Origin of the sequence: Azospirillum palustre (genome assembly GCF_002573965.1) — a bacterium.
GTDB classification, from domain to species: domain Bacteria; phylum Pseudomonadota; class Alphaproteobacteria; order Azospirillales; family Azospirillaceae; genus Azospirillum; species Azospirillum palustre.
On sequence record NZ_PDKW01000038.1, the window covers coordinates 342230 to 361473 of the forward strand.

13 protein-coding genes and 1 pseudogene are annotated in these 19244 nt (G+C 64.6%); 6 read left to right on the forward strand and 8 right to left on the reverse strand.

What is annotated here, in order from left to right:
- Window positions 1-122: 122 nt before the first annotated feature.
- Window positions 123-317, forward strand: a complete 195-nt coding sequence (locus tag CRT60_RS05330; RefSeq protein ID WP_098735396.1) for a YbdD/YjiX family protein — start codon at window positions 123-125, stop codon at window positions 315-317.
- Here CRT60_RS05330 and CRT60_RS05335 read toward each other — a convergent pair.
- From CRT60_RS05335 to CRT60_RS05365, 7 genes are all read right to left on the reverse strand, one after another.
- On the reverse strand, window positions 265-1212 hold the full coding sequence (locus CRT60_RS05335) for a YihY/virulence factor BrkB family protein (RefSeq protein ID WP_098735397.1): 948 nt from the start codon (window positions 1210-1212) through the stop codon (window positions 265-267). The two genes, CRT60_RS05330 and CRT60_RS05335, sit on opposite strands and share 53 nt — an antisense overlap.
- A gap of 200 nt (window positions 1213-1412) precedes the next feature.
- Window positions 1413-2069 carry a hypothetical protein gene (locus tag CRT60_RS05340; protein ID WP_143273093.1) on the reverse strand — a complete coding sequence of 219 codons (657 nt, stop codon included), beginning with the start codon at window positions 2067-2069 and terminating at the stop codon, window positions 1413-1415.
- 183 nt (window positions 2070-2252) lie between these two features.
- Window positions 2253-2996 (reverse strand): two-component system response regulator BtsR, encoded by a 744-nt coding sequence (gene btsR, locus CRT60_RS05345; RefSeq protein WP_193548406.1) that lies wholly within the window; start codon window positions 2994-2996, stop codon window positions 2253-2255.
- Entirely contained in the window at window positions 2993-4690 is a 1698-nt protein-coding gene (locus tag CRT60_RS05350; protein ID WP_098735399.1) for a sensor histidine kinase, read from the reverse strand. The genes btsR and CRT60_RS05350 overlap by 4 nt, the downstream gene beginning before the upstream one ends.
- A gap of 133 nt (window positions 4691-4823) precedes the next feature.
- A complete protein-coding gene (locus CRT60_RS05355; RefSeq protein WP_098735400.1) occupies window positions 4824-5534 on the reverse strand; it encodes an MlaA family lipoprotein in 711 nt (236 codons plus the stop codon).
- A gap of 124 nt (window positions 5535-5658) precedes the next feature.
- Window positions 5659-6462, reverse strand: a complete 804-nt coding sequence (locus tag CRT60_RS37480; protein WP_098735401.1) for a polysaccharide deacetylase family protein — start codon at window positions 6460-6462, stop codon at window positions 5659-5661.
- 175 nt (window positions 6463-6637) lie between these two features.
- A complete protein-coding gene (locus CRT60_RS05365) occupies window positions 6638-8878 on the reverse strand; it encodes a TonB-dependent siderophore receptor (protein ID WP_098735402.1) in 2241 nt (746 codons plus the stop codon).
- A gap of 1183 nt (window positions 8879-10061) precedes the next feature.
- Between CRT60_RS05365 and CRT60_RS05375 the strand changes: the two genes are divergently transcribed.
- The 4 genes and pseudogenes from CRT60_RS05375 to CRT60_RS05390 all read left to right on the forward strand — a co-directional run.
- On the forward strand, window positions 10062-10484 hold the full coding sequence (locus CRT60_RS05375) for a response regulator (protein WP_098735404.1): 423 nt from the start codon (window positions 10062-10064) through the stop codon (window positions 10482-10484).
- Window positions 10485-10654: 170 nt separating this feature from the next.
- Complete coding sequence (locus CRT60_RS05380; protein WP_143273095.1) at window positions 10655-13606, forward strand: hypothetical protein; 2952 nt, start codon at window positions 10655-10657, stop codon at window positions 13604-13606.
- Window positions 13584-15887 carry an amidohydrolase family protein gene (locus tag CRT60_RS05385; protein ID WP_098735406.1) on the forward strand — a complete coding sequence of 768 codons (2304 nt, stop codon included), beginning with the start codon at window positions 13584-13586 and terminating at the stop codon, window positions 15885-15887. The genes CRT60_RS05380 and CRT60_RS05385 overlap by 23 nt, the downstream gene beginning before the upstream one ends.
- A 376-nt stretch (window positions 15888-16263) precedes the next feature.
- Window positions 16264-16464 (forward strand): annotated as a pseudogene (locus CRT60_RS05390) (IS3 family transposase); the annotation flags it as partial.
- 331 nt (window positions 16465-16795) lie between these two features.
- Here CRT60_RS05390 and CRT60_RS05395 read toward each other — a convergent pair.
- Window positions 16796-17695 (reverse strand): LysR family transcriptional regulator, encoded by a 900-nt coding sequence (locus CRT60_RS05395; RefSeq protein ID WP_098735407.1) that lies wholly within the window; start codon window positions 17693-17695, stop codon window positions 16796-16798.
- A gap of 106 nt (window positions 17696-17801) precedes the next feature.
- Between CRT60_RS05395 and CRT60_RS05400 the strand changes: the two genes are divergently transcribed.
- Window positions 17802-19235 carry an aldehyde dehydrogenase family protein gene (locus CRT60_RS05400; protein WP_098735408.1) on the forward strand — a complete coding sequence of 478 codons (1434 nt, stop codon included), beginning with the start codon at window positions 17802-17804 and terminating at the stop codon, window positions 19233-19235.
- The last annotated feature ends 9 nt before the right edge of the window (window positions 19236-19244 follow it).

Below are 19244 nucleotides of genomic sequence, written 5' to 3' on the forward strand. Positions count from 1 at the left end.
CCCGGAATGCGCCGCTCGGGCCGCCGGAGCGCCGCTCGCCGGAAAGCGGTCCCGCGCGTGCGGCGATGGCGCTAAGGTGGGACGTCCCACAACGCCGCGCCGGCTTTCGCCAGAGATCTCCGATGACCGAGCCCTGCCCCCGCACACCCCTGCGCAAGGCGCTTGCCAACCTGCGCCGCCTGTTCAACGACGACAGCTACGACCGCTACCGCGAGGCCCAGGCCCGCCTCGCCCCGGACGAGCCGCCGCTCGACCCCCGGTCCTTCAAGGCGCGGCAGATCCTGATGACTCTGGGACGGGGCTGCTGCGGACGGTAGCCCCCTCCCCCACCCCGGGACCGGCCTCGGGCTTCAGTCCGGGGAGCCGCGCCCGGCTGCCGCTGCGTTCCGAATAGGCGCGGGTCAGCTCCGCCCCGAACAGGAAGATGACCGCCGAATAATAGACCCACAGCAGGATCAGCACGAAGGAGCCGGCCGCGCCATAGACCGACACCACGCCGCTGGTGGCGATGTAGAAGCCGATCAGGAATTTGCCCACCGCGAACAGGAAGGCGTTCACCGCCGCCCCCAGCCAGACGTCGGCCCAGCGGATGTAGGCGTCGGGCAGGATGCGGTAGATCAGCGCGAACAGGCCGGTCAGCACCGTCCAGGACACCAGCACGTCGAACAGCCACAGCAGCGACGGCATCGCCGGCAGATAGGCCGAGGCCCAGCGGCCGGCCGCCGCCAGACCGGCGCTGACCACCAGCGAGACGATCAGCAGGAAGCCGATGGCGCCGATCAGCGCCAGCGCCTTCAGCCGCACACGCACCAGCCAGGTGATGGTCGATTCCTGGGGGGCCGCCACCCGCCAGATGCGGTTCAGCCCGGCCTGAAGCTCGACGAAGACGGTGGTGGCGCCGACCAGGATGGTGCCGATGCCGATGACGCTGGCGACGATGCCGGTCTCCTTCGCGCCGGCCCGCGCGATCAGGTCCTGAAGGGTTTCACCGGCATCGTGCCCGACCAGCGCCGTCAACTGGTCGACCAGCGCGCCGCGCGCCGCCTCGTCGCCGAACACCAGCCCGGCCAGCGCGATCACCAGGATCGCCAGCGGCGCCAGCGAGAAGATGGTGTAGAAGGCGATGGAGGCCGCCATGCTCATCGCGTCGTCGTTCATCCAGCCATAGGCCGCATCGACGACGATCACCCATCCCCTTCGCACGCTGCCCATCGCCCCCTCCCATCCTGCACCGTCTCCCCCGGTAACACCGGCGGCGGCCATTCGGCCATGGTCGGAGGACCGGAGAGCGCCCGCGACGGGAAGAAACCCGCGTCGGCGGCCTGCGAGGGATGGGCCGGGATGCCGCACGACCGACTTCAAGACAGTGCGGCGAACCTGATCCAGATTGGACTTTGCCCGGACGGCGTTCTTCAGAAGATCACGACATTCAGGGTTTTCTCGAAATTCTTCAGAAAGGCCGACACCTCTTCCGCGGCCTTCCTGTCTTCCCACTTCGACAAGGACTTTATGTTCCTTGCAATGTCAGGCTTGATCTCCAGATCGGTCTTGCGGTTCAGGAGCGCGTTTGCGGTTCCCTGCTTGGCAGCAAGGCCGTCGTATTTCCTGGACTCGTCGGCCAGCTTTTTGAGCAGCGGGACCATTTTCGAATCGTCCAGGAGGATGGCATTCAGGGCCTTGTTCTTGCCCTTGCTTTCCTTCCACAGTTCCACCCACTCCTTGCCGAGCAGCTTCGGGTCCACTTCGTACGATTCGTGGGTGATGCATTTGCAAAAATCATCGAGAGACGCGAGCCCCTCTTCTTTTTCCTTTTTTGTGGCAATCAGCCTGGCCTTCAGTTTCTTGCCCAAAGCCGCCGCCTGGGCCAAGACCTGCAACTTTATGGAATCGACGACCTTGCCCTGCTCGCCCACCAGCTTGGTGTAGGTCTTGTAATCGTCGAGGAGCCCGTCGATGTCCTTCGACACGACAGCGAACTTGTTGCTGAATTTATGCTTCACCAAATGCTCGCGATGCTTCTTGGTGAGCCCATCCCATTCACGCAGAATATCTGAAAGTTTCTTTGCCATTTCCATCACTGCCGAAAAGAAAGAAATCCGACAGAAAATTAAAACACCTTCTTTCCTGTCATGTTGGGCCGATGGTACCCTTATCGTGTTTTCAACCAAACAGAGGAACCGTCCAAAATGGGGTTTTCAACGCCCCCCGAGGTTCCCTGTCGTCTTGACCAGCCCCTATGATGGGTGCCGGCGTCACCCCATCCCCAGCCGCTCCTTGAGCGCCCCCAGGAAGCGCCGGCTGACCGGAACCGCATGGCCGCCGGTGGTCTGGATTTCCGCCAGTCCGCCATCGGCGAAGCGGATTTCCCGGATGCGGTCCGGGTTGACCAGATGCTGGCGGTGGCAGCGGAACAGCGGGCTCTTCTCCTGGATGGTGTGGAGCGTCAGCTCGGTGAAGCGCTCCTGCCCGTCCTCCCCCACCACATAGACGCCGGCGGGGCGGGAGACGACATACTCGACGTCGGCCAGCTTCATCAGGGTGATGCGGTTGACCCCGGTGCAGGGGATGTGGCGCAGCTCCGCCGCCCCCGGCAGGACCGACAGCTCCTGCGGCGCATGCTGGCGGCGCAGCCGCTGCAACGTCTTCGCCAGCCGCGCCGGATCGGCCGGCTTCAGCAGATAGTCGAAGGCGTGCTCCTCGAAGGCCTGGACGGCATACTCGTCATGCGCGGTCAGGAAGACGATGCGCGGCATCCGCTCGGGATCGAGCATGCTCAGCATCTCCAGCCCGCTGACCCGCGGCATCTGGATGTCGAGGAAGACCACGTCGGGCGCCTGCCGGTTGATGGCGCCGATGGCCTCGATGGCGTTGGCGCATTCGCCGACGATGCGGATGTCGGCTGCCTCCTCCAGCAGGCGGCGCAGCTCCTCCCGCGCCAGCGGCTCGTCATCGACGATCAGGACGGTGATGGCGGATGGCAGTGCGGGAGCCGTCATGCGGGCACGGTTTCCTCAAGGGGCAGGCGCAGGGTGACGCGGGTGAAGGCATCGGGCTCGCAGGCGACCGACACGCCGTACGCCTCACCGTAGCGGTTGCGGATGCGGCGGTCGACGATGGTCATGCCCAGCCCGTCGCCGCCCGGCCTGGCCTCATAGAGCCCGGCATTGTCCTCCACCGCCAGCAGCAGGTCGCCGCCGTCGCGCCGCGCCGCGATGCGCACCCGGCCATCGCCGAGAAGCTGGGCCGTGCCGTGCTTGATCGCGTTCTCCACCAGCGGCTGGAGCGAGAAGGCCGGCAGCCGGGCGTGGCGAAGCTCGTCCGGCACCTCGATCTCGACCGCCAGCCGCCCGGTGAAGCGGGCCAGCTCGATCTGGAGATAGGCGCTGACATGCTCGACCTCGTCGGCAAGCGTCGCCATCTGGCTGGGGCGCTTCAGGTTCTTGCGGAAGAAGGTCGACAGGTTCTGCACCAGCTGCCGCGCCCGCTCCGGATCGTTGCGGATGACGGCGGAGATGGTGTTGAGCGCGTTGAACAGGAAATGCGGGTTCACCTGGGCATGCAGCAGCTTGATCTCCGACTGCGCCAGCAGCGCCTTCTGCTGTTCGTAGCGGCCGGCCAGGATCTGGTTCGACAGCAGCCGCGCCACCCCCTCGCCCAGCGTGCGGTTGATGGTGGAGAAGATCTTGGTCTTCGGCTCGTACAGCTTGATGGTGCCGATCACCCCGCCATCCTCGCCGACCAGCGGGATGACCAGCGCCGCCCCCAGCCGGCAAGACGGGCTGATCGAGCAGCGATAGGCCACCTCGTTGCCGTCGGCATAGATCACCTGGTTGCTGGCGATGGCCTGATGCGTCTGCCTTGAGCTGATCGGCGTGCCCGGCAGATGGTGGTCGTCGCCCATGCCGATGAAGGCCAGCAGCTTTTCCCGGTCGGTGATGGCGACGGCGCCGACGCCGGTCTCCTCGAAGATGATGCGGGCGACGCGGGTGCTGTTCTCGCTGTTGAAGCCGCCGCGCAGCACGCCGTCGCAGCGCGCGGCGATCTTCAGCGCCTTGGCGGAAAAGGCGCTGGACTGCTTTTCGTCCAGCACGCGGCGCTCCAGCAGGATGCGCATGAACAGCGCCGCACCGAGGGTATTGGCGACGATCATCGGGGCCGCCACCACCTCCACCAGATGCATCGCCGCCTCGAAGGGCCGGGCCACCGCCAGGATGATCAGCATCTGCACCACCTCCGCCACGAAGGTGACGGCGCCGACGCGCAGCGGGTTGAACAGCGGCTCGATCCGGCCCTGGCGCACCATGTGGCGGTGGACCAGCCCGCCGATCAGCCCCTCCGCCATGGTGGAGATGGCGCAGGCCAGCGCCGACATGCCGCCCAGCGAATAGCGGTGCATCCCGCCGGTCAGCCCGACCGCCAGCCCCACCGACGGCCCGCCGAAGATGCCGCCCAGCACGGCGCCGATGGCGCGGGTGTTGGCGATGCTGTCGTCGATGTGCAGGCCGAAATAGGTCCCCATGATGCAGAAGATCGAGAAGATCACGTAGCAGGCCAGCTTGTGCGGCCAGCGCACCGTCACATGGGTCAAGGGCAGGAACAGCGGCGTCCGGCTCAGCAGATAGGCGATCACCAGATAGACGCACATCTGCTGGAGCAGCGAGAGGACCAGGGTGAAGGGCTCGACAGGCATGGCGGTTTTCCCGGCAGCGGCCTTACGGGACCGGCGCTGCTCCGCGCCATCTTACACCCGCAGGCTCCGTCCGCCGATGGGACATCCTTGCATCTCTGGGGGCATCGCTGGGGGCACAGCCTTGTTCCGTCTCCTACAGCTCCGCCTTCATTGCCGGACGGGCCTGGGCCGGACGGGCCGGACCGCATCCCGTCTCGATGTACTGCCGGTATTCGTCGCGCTGGACGGCATAGAGGTCTTCGCCCGCCGCCGGAATGTTCTTGGCATGCCGCAGGGCCGATGCCGAGCCGCCCAGGTCGATGACCACGAAATCGACGGCCGCCAGCGTCGTCGAGATGAAGCTGAGCGCATAGACCTCCGCGGCGATGCCCGCCGTCAGGGCCACCGCCGCCACCGTGTTGGTGGGGCCGACGAAAGGCAGCACGAGGTACGATCCGGGCGCAAGGCCGGTCTTGCAGAGCGACGCGCCGAAATTCTCCTCCCGGCGCTCCAGGCCGAGCCGCGTGGCGACATCGAACAGGCCGCCGACGCCGAGCGTCGTATTGATCCCGAAGCGCGCCGCCGAGGCGGCGGCACCGCCCGCCTTGCCCTGCAAGCCGTTGTCGAGAACCATCTCGATCTCGGTCAGGTTCGCATAGGCGTTCGACAGGCCGGCCGAGACCGGGGCGGGTACCCATGGCCCGATGCGGTCGACGGCCGGATTGACGACCCAGTCGACCAACCCTTTGTTGACCGCGAACATGGTCCGGTTGAACGATTCCAGAGGATCGGCGGCGAAGGCGGCGACCGGGGCGCACCCCAGCGCCAGGGCCATGACCACGCCAACCGCAAGCCTTGCCGCCATGCCCAATTCCCCCTGCCTACCGGGCTCACCGCCGATCCAAGTCTACCTGACGCCGGCGGCAGGCGGCAAATCAGGGGAAATCCAGATCGCCGTGCCGCCCGCCCCTGCTCTTCGCCCCTGCCGCTCAGCGCCGCCGCGGGGCCGGGTGCAGCAGCGCCAGCTCCGGGGTCACCGACTGCCGCATCGCCGCGTCCCAGTCGCTCATGGTGACGAAGCGCAGGCCCCGCCTCTCCCCTTCCTCCAGGATCGCCGGCAGCGCCGCGACGGTCGCCGCCTTGGTGCTGTGCATCAGCACGACGGCGCCGGGCGCCAGCCGCTCGACAATGCGCTGGCGGATGATGTCGGGGCCGGTGTCCTTCCAGTCCTGGCTGTCGGCGGTCCACAGCACCGTCGCCATGCCGTGGCGGCGCGCCAGTGCGGCCAGCGCATCGTCCACGTCGCCATAGGGCGGCCGGAACCATGTCGCCGTCACCCCGACCGACGCCAGCGCCTTTTCCGCCTGCGCCAGGTTCCACTCGCGCTCGGCCGGCTTCAGGTCGGTGGTCATCGGATGGGTCTGGGTGTGGCTGCCGACCTCGTTGCCGGAGGTGGCGACCATCCTGGCGATGTCGTGATGCTCCGGGATCTTGGCGCCGATGTAGAAGAAGGTCGCCTTCGCCCCATGCGCCCGCAGGATGTCGAGGATGTGGGGGTCATGGCCGTCCGGCCCGTCGTCGATGGTCAACGCCACCACCTTTGCCGTCGGCAGCGTCAGGTCGACCTGGGCGAGGTCGATGTCCGATCCGGGGATCAGATGCCGGGTCACGAAGGGCGCCGCCCCATGGGTGGCGGCATAGCTGCGCTGGCCCGCCATGACGGAAGCCGGCAGGCACAGCAGGGCTGCCGCCAGCCCGAGCGGCAGGACGGCACGGCGGAACAGGGTCATCATCGCGGTGGCACTTGGGAAAAGGTCGGGGCAAAGGTCGGAGCCGGCCCCTCCCCTCGAAAGGGGTAGGGCCGGCGGAAGACCTGAGCTTTGCGCCCGCCCGCCGCGATGGACAAGCGATTTCTCGGAGACTTGCGGGGGTGGAGCCCGGCCGGCCCCCACCCCCGCAAAGCCGCCGTTACAGCTTGGCCCGCAGGGTCAGCATCACGGTGCGCGGTTCGCCGTAGATGTTGCCCGACTGCACGTTGTTGATGCGCTGGTAATAGGTGCGGTCGAACAGGTTCTTGACGTTCACCGCCGCCGTCACCTTCTCGGTCACGTCATAGCCGACGCGGGCGTCCACCGTCGCATAGCCGCCCTGGGTCAGGCGGGCGCCGCCCAGCGACGGGAACTCGTTGTACATCGAGGTCTGGGCGTTGATGCCGCCGCCGACGCTCAGACGGTCGTCGATGCTCTCGGGCAGGCGGTAGTTGGTCCACAGCTTGAACTGGTGCATCGGCGCGATGGCGGTGAAGGCGCTGCCGGAGTTGGCGCTGCTGTCCAGGCTCTTGGCGCGGGTGAAGGTGTAGCCGGCATAGGCGTCCCAGCCCGGCAGGATCTCGCCGGAGACGTCCAGCTCGAAGCCGCGGCTCTGCGCCTTGCCGCCGGAAATGTAGATCGACTGGTTGGGATAGCGCGGGTCGGCCTGCGGCCGGTTCTCCTCCTCGATGTGGAAGACCGACGCGGTGGCGTGCAGGCGGCCGCCGAAGTAATCGGCCTTGACGCCGGCCTCGTACTGCCGGCCCTTCAGCGGCTCCAGCACCTTGCCGGACGCATCGACGAAGGATTGCGGCTGGTACATCTGCGTCACGCTGGTGTAGAGCGCGTAGGTGGGATTCACCTCGTAGACGAGGCCGGCATAGGGCGTGACCTTGCCGCGGACGGAGGCGCTGCTCTCCGCGGTGCGGGCCAGCGCGTCGGCATCGACCTTGGTCTGCCACCAGTTCATCCGCCCGCCGACGATCAGCTTCAGCGGATCGGCCAGCTTCAGGCGCAGGACGCCGTAGGTGCCCCAGCTGTCGGTGGTGGTCTTGGTGTCCCGCTGCCAGTCGCGCCAGGCCGGCTCGGCGACCGACGCGTTGGGGGCGAAGATGTTCTGCGTCACCGACCAGCTGCCGACCGGGTTGGCCGCGCGGTGGCGGAAGGTCCAGCGCTCGTAATTGGCGCCGACCGCCGCCTCGTGGGTCTGGCCGAACAGCCCGAAATTGCCGCTGGCCGACAGGTCGGCGCCGATCTGATCCTGATCGTAACGGACCTTCTGGGCGTAGAGCGTCGTCCGGTTGACCCCCGGCGTGACCGGGGAGTAGGCGTAGGCCATCTTCCGGTCCATCTCATTGTCGATGTAATGGGTGGCCAGCTTCACCGCCCATCCATTGTCGAACTTGTGCTCCAGATCGGCGAAACCGCCCTTGCTGGTGAAGATGTCGCGGTTCCATTCCTCGCCAAGCGAGGTCGAGCGGTCGACGTCGAGCAGCCGGAACTGCGGCTGTCCGTTCACCACCGTGGCATAGCCCGGCAGGTTCCAGGCGCCCTTGTAGCTCATGCGCTGGTACCAGGCGCCGGCGGTCAGGGTGGTGTCGGGCGTCAGGTCGGCGGCGATGCTGCCATAGGCGACCGCCCGGTCCTGCGTCGTCCAGTCCTGGAAGCCGTTGCGGTCCTGATAGGCGCCGACGAAGCGTCCGCGCAGGCTGCCGGACTGGTTCAGCGGCCCGGTGATGTCGCCTTCGCCGCGGTAGTTGGCATAGGAGCCGGCGGTCAGCTCGCCATAGCCTTCCAGCGTCTTCTTCGGCGTCTTGCGGACGAGATTGATGGCGCCGCCGGGACCGCCCATGCCGTTCAGCAGCCCGGCCGGTCCCTTCAGCACCTCCACCCGCTCATACATCGCCAGATCGGGCGAGGCGAAGATGCGGCTGTCCAGCGTGGTCGGCACGCCGTCGAACTGCAGGTTCGTCATCTCGAAGCCGCGCGAATAGAATTGCAGGCGGTTGCCGTCGATCGGCTCCACCGTGACGCCCGGCGTCTGCTTCATCGCATCTTCGAGCGTGATGAGCTTCTGTTCCTCGATACGCTCGCGCGGGACCGTGGTGACGGTCTGCGGCACCTCGCGCGGGGCGAGCGGCAGCTTGGAGCCGACGGTGGTCGGCGGGTTGGCGTCGCGCTGACGGTCGGCGCCAACGTCGATGGTCGGCAGCGTCATCGCCCCGGACGTCATCGCCCCCGACGACGTCGCCCCCGACGGGGCAGCATCCCCCGTGCTCGTCGTCGCCTGCGCCAAGGCCAGGGCCGGCAGCAGCAGGGCTGCCGCCGCAACCGACGCCAGCAGGCGGACGCGCCCCCTGTTCTGTCCCGCACGGCGTCCGGGCTGCCTGTCAATCGTCATTCCGATGCTCCCCCATACGTCACTGTGCTGATGTCAATTCGCGGATTTGTTGGCCATGCCCCTGTCTCCCCGCCCTGCCCGGAGAGCATCGTATTGGTCGCGGCCGAAGCCCCCTCAGGCGAGGGGCGCGGGCGCGATAATCGTTTTTGGGATTGGCGCCCCGAGAATGTCGAGTTCCGCGCCCTACATAATGAGATTAATTCTTATTTGCAATGTTATTTTTAGCAAGCTAACGGTCAGTCCAGCTGAAGGACGGTGCAAGCAACATCCGCGGACGATGTTGTGCTTCCCCCACCTCCACCCTGCCGCGCACCTGTGGCGGTTGCTGCCCATCCGCCGGAAAAACGCAGTACCGCCCCTGTCTATGCAAGCGATTCTTACTTGCAGAAAAAGGCGGTTCTACCGCCCCGCCAGCCGAACCGGAACCGAACGATGTGGAGGAGCGCATCGTCGACGAGCCAACGGCGCAGTGGCTCAGTGCCATTCAGGCGCCCGCGGGGTGACGCTGACACGCTGATCCAGGCGGCGTGGCTGCTGGTGGAACCAGAGCGCTGTATCGATGCCTGACGCGGCGGAATGGGCGACCCGCCGGGCCGCACCACCCCTTCCCCCCTGGGATCGGGCCGGCATCGTCCCACCCCTCATCCACCAGTATGCCGAAATTGCCATGCTGTTGTTGACAATGATCCGCGCTTACCTGATCACAGCGGAATTGTTCATTAAGCCAAAGAGGCATTTATAAATTTAGACAAATTATTTTGTTCTTTTGACTCAATCGCGCAAAATTTCGGCGGGATAGGTTTTTTGCGTTGTGCCACCGCGTGCACACAACATATTGTAGGAACAGTCATCCATCCGCCGGGGGGAAATGTATGCGGGTGACGATAAACGGGACAGGGCAGAGATCTCCGGCGCATCCACCACCAGCCACTGGCGGCAGGCCCCCATCTTGGCGCTTTCCGGCTGATCCTGCCTTGATAGGGTTAGCCCGCAAGCCCCCCTTGTTCATTTCAGTTGAACAAGGCCACATCCTGGTGTATCCAAGCCGCCATTCATGCGGCTGGCTCGCAGGGTTATGCGTCCTTGCGGGTGATCAGTCACATGTGGGAAGGACGGTATGATGTCAAAGTCGTCTATCGCCACCTTCCAGACTCCGGAAACCAGAAGTTCAGGCAGCCACCCAATGCGGGTCATCGAAGGATACGGTCGTCGTTCCCTGTCCACGGCCCAATCGCATACGGCATCCGTACTGATCGTCAGCGAAAACAGCACCGCCGCCGGTAACATGGCGGAAAAACTGGGCCGTGACGGCCGTATCCGCGTGCGGGCGATGACGTCGCCGGAGGTGGTCGGCGAGGCGATCAAGCGGTTCAAGCCTGATGTCGTGGTGACCGACAAGTGGTTTGGCCGGACCGGGGTCGGCTATCAGGACGTGGTGATGCCCTTCGTCGACAGGAATCATGACGTCGGCCTCGTGGTTCTGGACAATTCAAGGCCGGCAGCGGAAAAAACGTCGAACCAGATCGAACTCGGTGTCTGTTCGCGCGCAGACGCGCTGAAGGGCAGCAAGCTGGCCGACATCGTTCTACAGGCCAAGATCAGGTAAGCCCTCAAGTCCATCGCTTTCTACAAAGCTGCGGGTCTCCCCCGCAGCTTTTTTATTGTGCGCTCTCTTCGGACGGGCGGTCGTGGCGCTTCTTCGGTCCGCAGAATGAATCTGCCTCATCTCGCGCTATGCGCGGTGCCGCTCACGAGGTTTACAATCCAGAACGATTTATGCATCATTCCGTCAACCGCCAGTCACATATGGTGCCGATAATGGTCGTGGATGATGGTAAGGCTTTCGAGTTCCTCAAGCATGTTGGTCAGCTTTCCAGGGCAGCCGTACCATCCATTGACGCCGATCGCCTGTTCGAGTCCCAGAGGGATGCGGTAAGACGGATTCTTGGCAGCATCCAGACCATCGCCGGAGAGTCGGAGCTGGACCGCTCCTCGCCCCGCAAAACGGACGAGGAGCGTTACCGAACGACACGGCTGAACGGGCGCACGACCCATTCGCCGAACGGTGAAGATTATCGGGCCGGCCGTATGGAGCGCACCGCAAGGTGGCGCTCGTCCGGCATGCCGCACAGCCGGCCACACAACTGTTTTCTGATCAATGGTGGGCGGGGAAGCGGCAAGACCACGGTCCTGAATTACCTCGTCGGCTGCATCGAGAGGCAAATCTTCACGCTGGAAGAAAGCGATCGACGTGGCGGTGCTCAGCCGCCGCGCACCGCCCTGCTGCTGCGCGTGGCGCTTCCGAACAATCTCGAAGCGCACGAATCGCCGATGGAAGCTGTGTTCGCCGCGGTGCAGGACCGCCTCATAAAGGAAATCACCCGTATCCCCGGGGAGTCGGACGACAGGAAGAATCTGGAGGCGACGCAACAGGAGTTCCGGGACGAAGTTCTGGTCGGTTGGACCTTCTCCCGTCGCGAAGGTATGAAGGCTCTTGCGCAGGATGCGCTGGATTTCGATGACTACGCCAAGAACCGGGCCAAATTCAATCTGCACGCCCACATGCGCATCGACGCCTGGCTGGGCTTCGTCGACCGGTTTCTGGATACGCTGGGATATGAGATCCTGGTGCTGGTTTTCGACGACATGGATTTGCAGCCCGAGGCCGGGCAGCGGGTCGTCGAGGATATCCGCCAATACATGGTGCATCCCCGCACCGTGACCATCGTCGCCGCCGATCTCGACCGGCTCGTCGAAGGCATGGTCCAGGAGGCGTTGGTGGCCAATCCGCGCCTGACGAAGGCGCTGGGCTGGCTCGACAATGATTGGCAGTATGGCTCCGGCCGGCGGAGCACGAATGTACAGTCGTTCTACAACGACTGTCGTCAGATGGTTCTCGCCAAGATCGACAAGGTCTTTCCGCCAGGCCTGAGGTCTCATCTGGATTTGCGCGACCGCGTCCAACTGGACAGGCTACTCGGGCTCAGCTTCACGCAATTGTGCGTGATGCATTTCTTCGCTCACCGGAGAAAGGAGAGGGATCCGAGAGAGGTGACGAAATCGGCCTGGGATGAAGGCATCGCATGGTGGCTGCTGAACGCGCCGCACAGTGCCCTGGTCACCGACACGGTTCGGGGCTATGTCCAATTCCTCAACGGCCTGTTCCACGACCAGTTCACCCGGCTCGGCGCGAAGGTCGCCTTGCCGTGCACGGAACACAATCCGATCCTCGATGTTCTGCTGACCTATCACAAGGCTTGGTCGATTCATCAACTCCGCGCGAACTCCCATGACTTGTTCGAAGTGGCGCGGCAAAGCGAAACCCAATGGGAGTGGGATAATTCACGGCAGCCGGGCACCCGCATGGATGCCTTCACCGAGCATCTGATCGACTTCTGGCTCGATGTGAAGATCGCGATGACTCAGCTCGATTGCCGCAAGGTGCCGGCATTGCAGCGCTGGTTGCCGCTGGAAATCGACATTCCCCTCGAAAAAACCGGCAAGAACCTCTTGCCCACACCGGAGTTGGGCATCAACGGCCATTTCCGTGACGGGCTGCTGCCGCGATCCTGTCTGTATATCTACCAGTTCCGGCATCTCGACATGCTGGCAGCGAAAATTCGCCGGGATCTGGCGGAAGCCACCCCTCGGATACAGATCAGCAAAGTGCCGAATGACCGTAGCGGCTATTCAATCGAACTGTCTACTCTGAACCAGGCAATGGACTTCCTGGCTTCATCCAGCACAGGTGTTTCGCATCGGCTCAGGTCCGATCTGGACGAAGATGAAGTAAACTTCAGCAAGAGTGAAAATTTCATCCCACTCCATCTCGCACTCTTTGCCCTGATTCGCCCAAAAGAGGGGCAGACTCTCTTGGAAAGCTTGAAGAGCATGTTTCCGGAAGGATGGGGAACACTTGAGTGGTCGAAGATAGAAAGAATATATCAAGGAACCGAATTCACCCGCTTCAATGAATATCTCGACACGTGGACGGCGCTGGATGCCGAGGAGCAGGAACGCAATTTCTTCCGGACCGTCTGGATCCTGGCGGTTCATCTCGGTCTTCTGGGCACCGACTACAAATCCATCAAAGTGCAGGAATTCATCCCGGATTTGGGTTTCAGCTTCCGTGAAGAGGAATCCAGACGTCTCGCCCGACTTGCGCAGCATACGGACACCATCATCCGCAAGCGCAGCCGGCGCACGGCCATCCTGCTGGCCTGGAGCCTGACCCCGGTGGTGGAGCCGATGTGGCGGCTCGGCTGCGATCGCGGAGGCGACCATAACCGGGAAGCGTCATGGACAACGATCCGGGGGGCGCTTGAACATGCGCTTGCGCTGCTGACGGAGATCTTGAACGAAGCGGACAGCGGAGACAGCGCGGATGGACGGGTGGGTAAGCCATCCGCGACGCGCCCGGACTCCCACCATTCCGCAAAAACCGAACCGGAAAATACGGAGCCTGAGAACGCGCCTGAGCGCTATCTGGAAAAGGCCGATCTCCGGCAATGGCATTTTCCAGATTTTGCGGAAGATCGCCTCAATGACATCAAGGCGGATATTGAAAAGACAATTGAGATGATCCCTTCCAATCCTGAGTCCAAAAGCGAAATCCCCGTGCAGACCGTTTACGCGGACGGGCAGAGATTCATTGACACGCTCAGCAAACTGACACGCATGAGCCGCGAAAGCGCAGAGGCGATTTATGCGCGGCTTAACCAACCTTGAGATCGCGGTCGAACTCATCACATGGCGGGCACGCCTTGAAAAAGGGGTGATCCGCCTGCCACGGGGCAAAAGCCAGTGGCTCGATGATTTCGCCGACTATCTCCTTTACCGCGACAGGCGCAGGCACCTGCACGATCTGCAGGGGTCCGTGCAGTACTTTGCCGCGAGCCACGCCACCCTGTCGGACTGGTATCGAGCGGTGCTGAAGACCGGGGAGATCAAGGTTTCCTTTCTCCAGGGCCGTCCCCGGATCGCCATCGACAGCTTCCACGCCTGGCGCATGGCGACGGCCCGGCTCGATCATGACGCGCTGCTGACCTACGCGCTGCTGGATCAGGTGCCGGACACGCTCGAACCCGGCCGGATCCTGGAATCGCTCCGGGGCTGGGGGGTGTTCCCCACGGCCCAGGACAATGATCTTGAGCGTATCCTGCGGCGCGGGGTCGCCGATACCCATGTGCATTTCGAGGCCAGCGATCCCATTCCCCTGTTGTGGGCGCGCCTGATGCACGGTCATGACCGCATCGAGGCGATCCCCCGCTATTCCCACCGCGACATGCAGGCCATCGTCAACAATCCCGAGCGGCTGGAACGGCGGCGCTTCGAGAGGCGGATCGTCGAGCAAGCGGTGCAATGCCGGAAGGATCTGATCGACCGGGTGAAGATGCATGTCGCATCCCCGGCTCAGGGGGCGGCCGGCACGACTTATCTCCTGAATGAGCGGTACTTCCTGCTCACGGTCTGGCGCCAGGTGCGGGAGGACTTCTTCAGCGACGAGGAACTGCGCCTCTGGGACACCTACCTGTTCGCCAAGAACCTTTTCCATAGCGAGCAGCAGCAGTTTTCAGGATCGGGAGCGGGCCTCAGCCGGTTCCGCCAATATCTCGACCGCGGAGAATCCCTGACCGAAGCCAGGGCGGAGAAACGCTGCAAGCGAGCGCGCCTGGAGCGCATGCGGCGGCTCGTCGACTTCGCCACCGAACCATCCGACCTGCAACACATAGAATTGCGGATCGCGCCAAAAAAACATGTGCGTGATTACTTCACTGCCTTTTCCCTTTGGGAAAAACTGCTGAATGATTATCCCGATCTGAAGCGGAGATGCGCGGAGGGACGCCTTCGCATCGGGTTCGTCGTTCATTTCATCCGGAAGCCGGAGGAAACGAAGGACGGCCCTCTGTTTTCGGGCTTACGGCGTCTTCTGGACCGCCACAGCGCGGTGCTTCACCTCTTCCGCCTCCAGCATTGGGACCTCGCCCGCCACATCGTCGGCATCGACGTCGCCAATATGGAGCGTGGCTGCCCTCCCGAGATTTTCTCGCCATTCCTCAGGCAGCTTCGCGGACAGGATATTCTGTCGGAGAAGGGCATGATCCGGCTTGAACATTGGGAACGCCTGAGAGAACGCGGCGCGCACCGCCATCCCCTCGAACTCCCGGTTCTGGGACAGACCTATCATGTCGGCGAGGACTATTATCATATCGTCGATGGTCTTCGGCATATGGACTGCGTCGGCCGCTTCCTGCTGGAAAGCGGGGATCGGCTTGGCCACGGCCTTGCCATCGGAGCCGACGCCAAGGGAGCCGCGGGTAAGCGCGGGGCGCCGCTGCACATCATGAACGGCATTCTGCTCGATAATCTCGTCTGGCTGTATCATCGGGGGCAAAGCTTCGGCTGCCTGGACCATGCCGCGACGATCAAGGTCGAAAACGCGATCTGCCGCCTGTCGGAACTGATCTACGACACGCCGGTGGATATCCCTCTGCTCAGCGGCCTCCAGAAGCGGCGGTACGGCCTGCCCCCGGCGAGCATCGGTGCGGCGACGTCCCGCGAGGACCGGCTCTTCGCAAGTCACCTGTACGATCCTGGTGTCAGAGGTAGGCGGCATGACTGGGCCGACGCCGAGCGGGCAAACATTCTGGACGATCTCCACGAGGTCACCACCTGCTTGCAGGACGCGGTGGTGCGCGATCTGCGCGCCAGGGGGATCGTCATCGAAGCCAATCCAACCAGCAATCTGGCCACCGGCGCCGTAGGCTCGATGGAGGAGCATCCGTTGCTGCGGCATTTGCGTTGCGATCACGATGCCGGACTGTTCTCAATCAACACCGACGATCCAGGTGTGTTTGCGACCCGCATCGAAAATGAATACGCACTCCTGTTTTCCGCCATGCTCAAGCAAATGGATCGCCCAACGGCCATATCCATCATCGATCATCTACGGCAAACTGGAATGGAAAGCTCTTTCCTGCATAGGATGGAGTCGGTGCCCTCTCGCTGACGCACGAGCCCCTCCCCCAGCCCACTGCTCTCGTGCCGAACACGGAGGGCGTTCATCGGCACGCAGTCGCGTGGCGACGATGTCGGAGGCGTTGTCGATCATTCTCGTCGAATCCCTGGGGAACGGATCGACCATCACACACGGGCGGGGTGGCAGTAGGGAGCAAGGCAGGGGGGAGAAAGGCCATGGGACGGAAAAGCCGCAGCGAATGTGGGACGCCCCACATCGCCAGCGGACGCGACGAGCATGCCTGAGGGGGATCAACGCATCGAACAAGCCTGTCTGCGATCAACCTAAACACATCATCGCCAAAATCATTTCCCCCAATGTCGCAAAATTGCGAGAATCACTTATTATTTTTGATTGAACATCATGAACCGCCCTGGGTTTCTACAAGACCGAGGTGATCCGGCGCCGCGGACTGTGGCGCACCCTGGAGGCCGTCGAGTTCACCACCATGGAGTGGGTCGAATGGTTCAACGACCGGCGCCTGCTCGAACCCATCGGTAACATTCCTCCTGCCGAGGCCGAAACGCGCGACTATACTCAAACCAAGGACGTCGCCATGGTGGCGTAACTCAAGCTAAAGATCCTCCGCCAAACCAGGGACGGTTCAGTATCTTCCGTCCCGTCTTGTCGAAACTGGCGGCCGTCGATTGCGGATCCATGGGTGTTTTCTCCGGCGTAAGGCTGGCCGGCGCACGGAGCGTCGGAGCAAGCCGGTGGCGGCCAAAGAGAGCCGACGCTGGCTGGACGGCGCCCGGCAGGCTAGCGCGGTGTGCGCGGCAGCGGCGCGGGGAGGGTCAACACCGACCGGGAGAGTGACATCTCCGCTGCCTTTGCCGCGCGTCCCACCGGGTCGAGGGAGAGGGGATTGTGGGACGTCCCACATGGGTCCACATCGCTCCCTACCGCCGCCCGCCAAGCTCCCGCACCAGATCCACCAGCGCCCGCAGCCCCGGCGGCAGATGGCGCCGGCCTGAGTAGTAAAGACACAAGCCCGGAAACGGCTGCGTCCAGTCCTCCAGCACGCGCAGCAGGCGGCCGGCGGCGATGTCGTCGGCGACATGCCATTCCGCCAGATAGCCGAGCCCGAGCCCGCCGCGCACCGCGTCGAGCATCAGGTCGGCATCGTCCAGGATCAACGGCCCGGTGCCGTCGATGGCGACCGCCTCGCCATGCCGCTCGAACTCCCAGCGATAGAGGGCGCCGCTCGGCAGGCGGCTGCGGATGCAGCGGTGCCCGACGAGGTCGGCCGGCGTCTCCGGCAAAGCGCGGCCGGCGAAATACTCTGGCGTGCCGACGACCGCGAAGCGCAGGTCGGGGCCGAGCGGGATGGCGATCATGTCCTGCGGCACCTGCTCGGCCAGCCGCACCCCGGCATCGAAGCCTTCCAGCACGATGTCGACCAGCTTCCCTTCGGTGACGAGATCGACCGTCATCTCGGGATAGCGGCGCAGATATTCCAAGATGACCGGCTTCATGATCATCCGCGCCGCCCCGGCCGAGCTGTTGATGCGCAGCGTTCCGGCGGGCCCCAACCGATGGTCGGACAGCCGGTCGATGGCGGCGCGGATGTCGCGCAGGGCAGGGGCGGTGTCGGCGACGAACTGCTCGCCCGCCTGGGTCAGCGCCACGCTGCGCGTCGTGCGGTGGAACAGCCGCACCCCCAGCCGCTCCTCCAGCGCCGCGATGGCATGGCTGAGCGCCGAGCGCGACATCCCCAGCTCGGCCGCCGCGGCACGGAAACCGCGATGCCGGGCAACGGCCTGCACGGCTTCCAGCTCCGTCAGTCCGGTCACACTCATTGTCCCGATCCGTTCACCGATGCATGCGGGATTGTCCACCTTATCACCCGGCCGCCCCTGTGCCACCTGAATGGCCACCCCCCATTCACCGTTCCGGGAGAGCCCGATGCACCAGATCGACAGCATCTATATCGACGGCCACTTCGTCACCCCGCATGGGACGGAGCTGTTCGACCTGCACAATCCGGCGACTGGCGCCGTCACCGGCCGCGTCCGCCTTGCCGACGAGGAGGATGCGCACGCCGCCATCGCCGCCGCCAAACGCGCCTTTCCCGCCTTCTCCCGGACGGCCAAGGCGGAGCGCATCGCCCTGCTGCATCGGATGGGCGATGCCGTGGCCGCCCGGCGCGACGAGCTGCTCGACGCCGTGATCGAGGAGTATGGCGCCCCGGCCTCGCGCGCCGGCTTCATGGTCGACCACCCGGTGAACGCCTTCCGCGAGACCGCCGCGCTGCTGGCCGATCATCCCTTCGTCCGCCGGATGGGCACGGCCGAGGTCAGCATGGAGCCGCTCGGCGTCGCCGGGCTGATCACGCCGTGGAACAGCAATGCCGGCTTCATCTGCGGCAAGCTCGCCACCGCCATCGCCGCCGGCTGCACCGCGGTGATCAAGCCCAGCGAGATGAGCGCCCGCCAGACGCAGATCGTCACCGAGGCGCTGCATGCCGCCGGCCTGCCGCCCGGCCTGGTCAACATCGTGACCGGACGCGGCGACCGGGTGGGGGCGGCGATCTCCAGCCATGCGGACGTCGCCAAGATCTCCTTCACCGGCTCCACCGCCACCGGCAAGGCGATCTTGCGCGCGGCGGCCGACACGCTGAAGCGGGTGACGCTGGAGCTGGGCGGCAAGTCGCCGACGATCATCCTCGACGATGCCGACCTGTCGCGGGCGATCCCGCTGGCGGTCAGCGCCGCCTTCATGAACAGCGGACAGGCCTGCATCGCCGGCACCCGCCTGCTGGCTCCGCGCAGCCGCCTCGCCGAGATCGAGGCGCTGACCAAGGCGGCGGTCGAGGCGGTGCGCACCGGCGACCCGCGCGATCCGGCAACCACCGTCGGTCCGATGGTCAGCCGGACCCAGTGGGACCGGGTTCAGCGCTACATCCGCATCGGGGTGGGGGAGGGCGCCATCCTGCTGGCCGGCGGGGAAGGGCGGCCGGAGGGGCAAGGGGAGTTTTCCGGCGGCTGGTTCGTACGGCCGACCCTGTTCACCGGCGTCCGCAACGACATGACCATCGCGCGCGAGGAGATCTTCGGCCCCGTCCTCTCCATCATCCCTTACGGCGACGAGGAGGAGGCGGTTGCCATCGCCAACGACACAATCTACGGCCTTCAGGCCTATGTGCTGGCGGGCGACACCGCCCGCGCCCGCCGGGTGGCCGACCGCATCGTCGCCGGCCGGGTGCTGATCAACAGCCTCGCCCACGATCCGAAGGCGCCCTTCGGCGGCTTCAAGCAATCCGGCATCGGCCGCGAATATGGCAGCTTCGGCCTCGACGCCTTCCTGGAACCCAAGTCGCTGATGGGGGAGGGCGTTTAGAATCTGTCT

Coding starts and splice junctions, on each gene's coding strand:
- CRT60_RS05355 (WP_098735400.1), bottom strand. CDS start 5,534: ATGGCGGCAAGGCTTGCGGTTGGCGTGGTCATGGCCCTGGCGCTGGGG.
- CRT60_RS05330 (WP_098735396.1), top strand. CDS start 123: ATGACCGAGCCCTGCCCCCGCACACCCCTGCGCAAGGCGCTTGCCAAC.
- CRT60_RS37480 (WP_098735401.1), bottom strand. CDS start 6,462: ATGATGACCCTGTTCCGCCGTGCCGTCCTGCCGCTCGGGCTGGCGGCA.
- CRT60_RS05380 (WP_143273095.1), top strand. CDS start 10,655: ATGCATCATTCCGTCAACCGCCAGTCACATATGGTGCCGATAATGGTC.
- CRT60_RS05395 (WP_098735407.1), bottom strand. CDS start 17,695: ATGAGTGTGACCGGACTGACGGAGCTGGAAGCCGTGCAGGCCGTTGCC.
- btsR (WP_193548406.1), bottom strand. CDS start 2,996: ATGACGGCTCCCGCACTGCCATCCGCCATCACCGTCCTGATCGTCGAT.
- CRT60_RS05385 (WP_098735406.1), top strand. CDS start 13,584: ATGCGCGGCTTAACCAACCTTGAGATCGCGGTCGAACTCATCACATGG.
- CRT60_RS05375 (WP_098735404.1), top strand. CDS start 10,062: ATGCGGGTCATCGAAGGATACGGTCGTCGTTCCCTGTCCACGGCCCAA.
- CRT60_RS05335 (WP_098735397.1), bottom strand. CDS start 1,212: ATGGGCAGCGTGCGAAGGGGATGGGTGATCGTCGTCGATGCGGCCTAT.
- CRT60_RS05350 (WP_098735399.1), bottom strand. CDS start 4,690: ATGCCTGTCGAGCCCTTCACCCTGGTCCTCTCGCTGCTCCAGCAGATG.
- CRT60_RS05400 (WP_098735408.1), top strand. CDS start 17,802: ATGCACCAGATCGACAGCATCTATATCGACGGCCACTTCGTCACCCCG.
- CRT60_RS05340 (WP_143273093.1), bottom strand. CDS start 2,069: ATGGCAAAGAAACTTTCAGATATTCTGCGTGAATGGGATGGGCTCACC.
- CRT60_RS05365 (WP_098735402.1), bottom strand. CDS start 8,878: ATGACGATTGACAGGCAGCCCGGACGCCGTGCGGGACAGAACAGGGGG.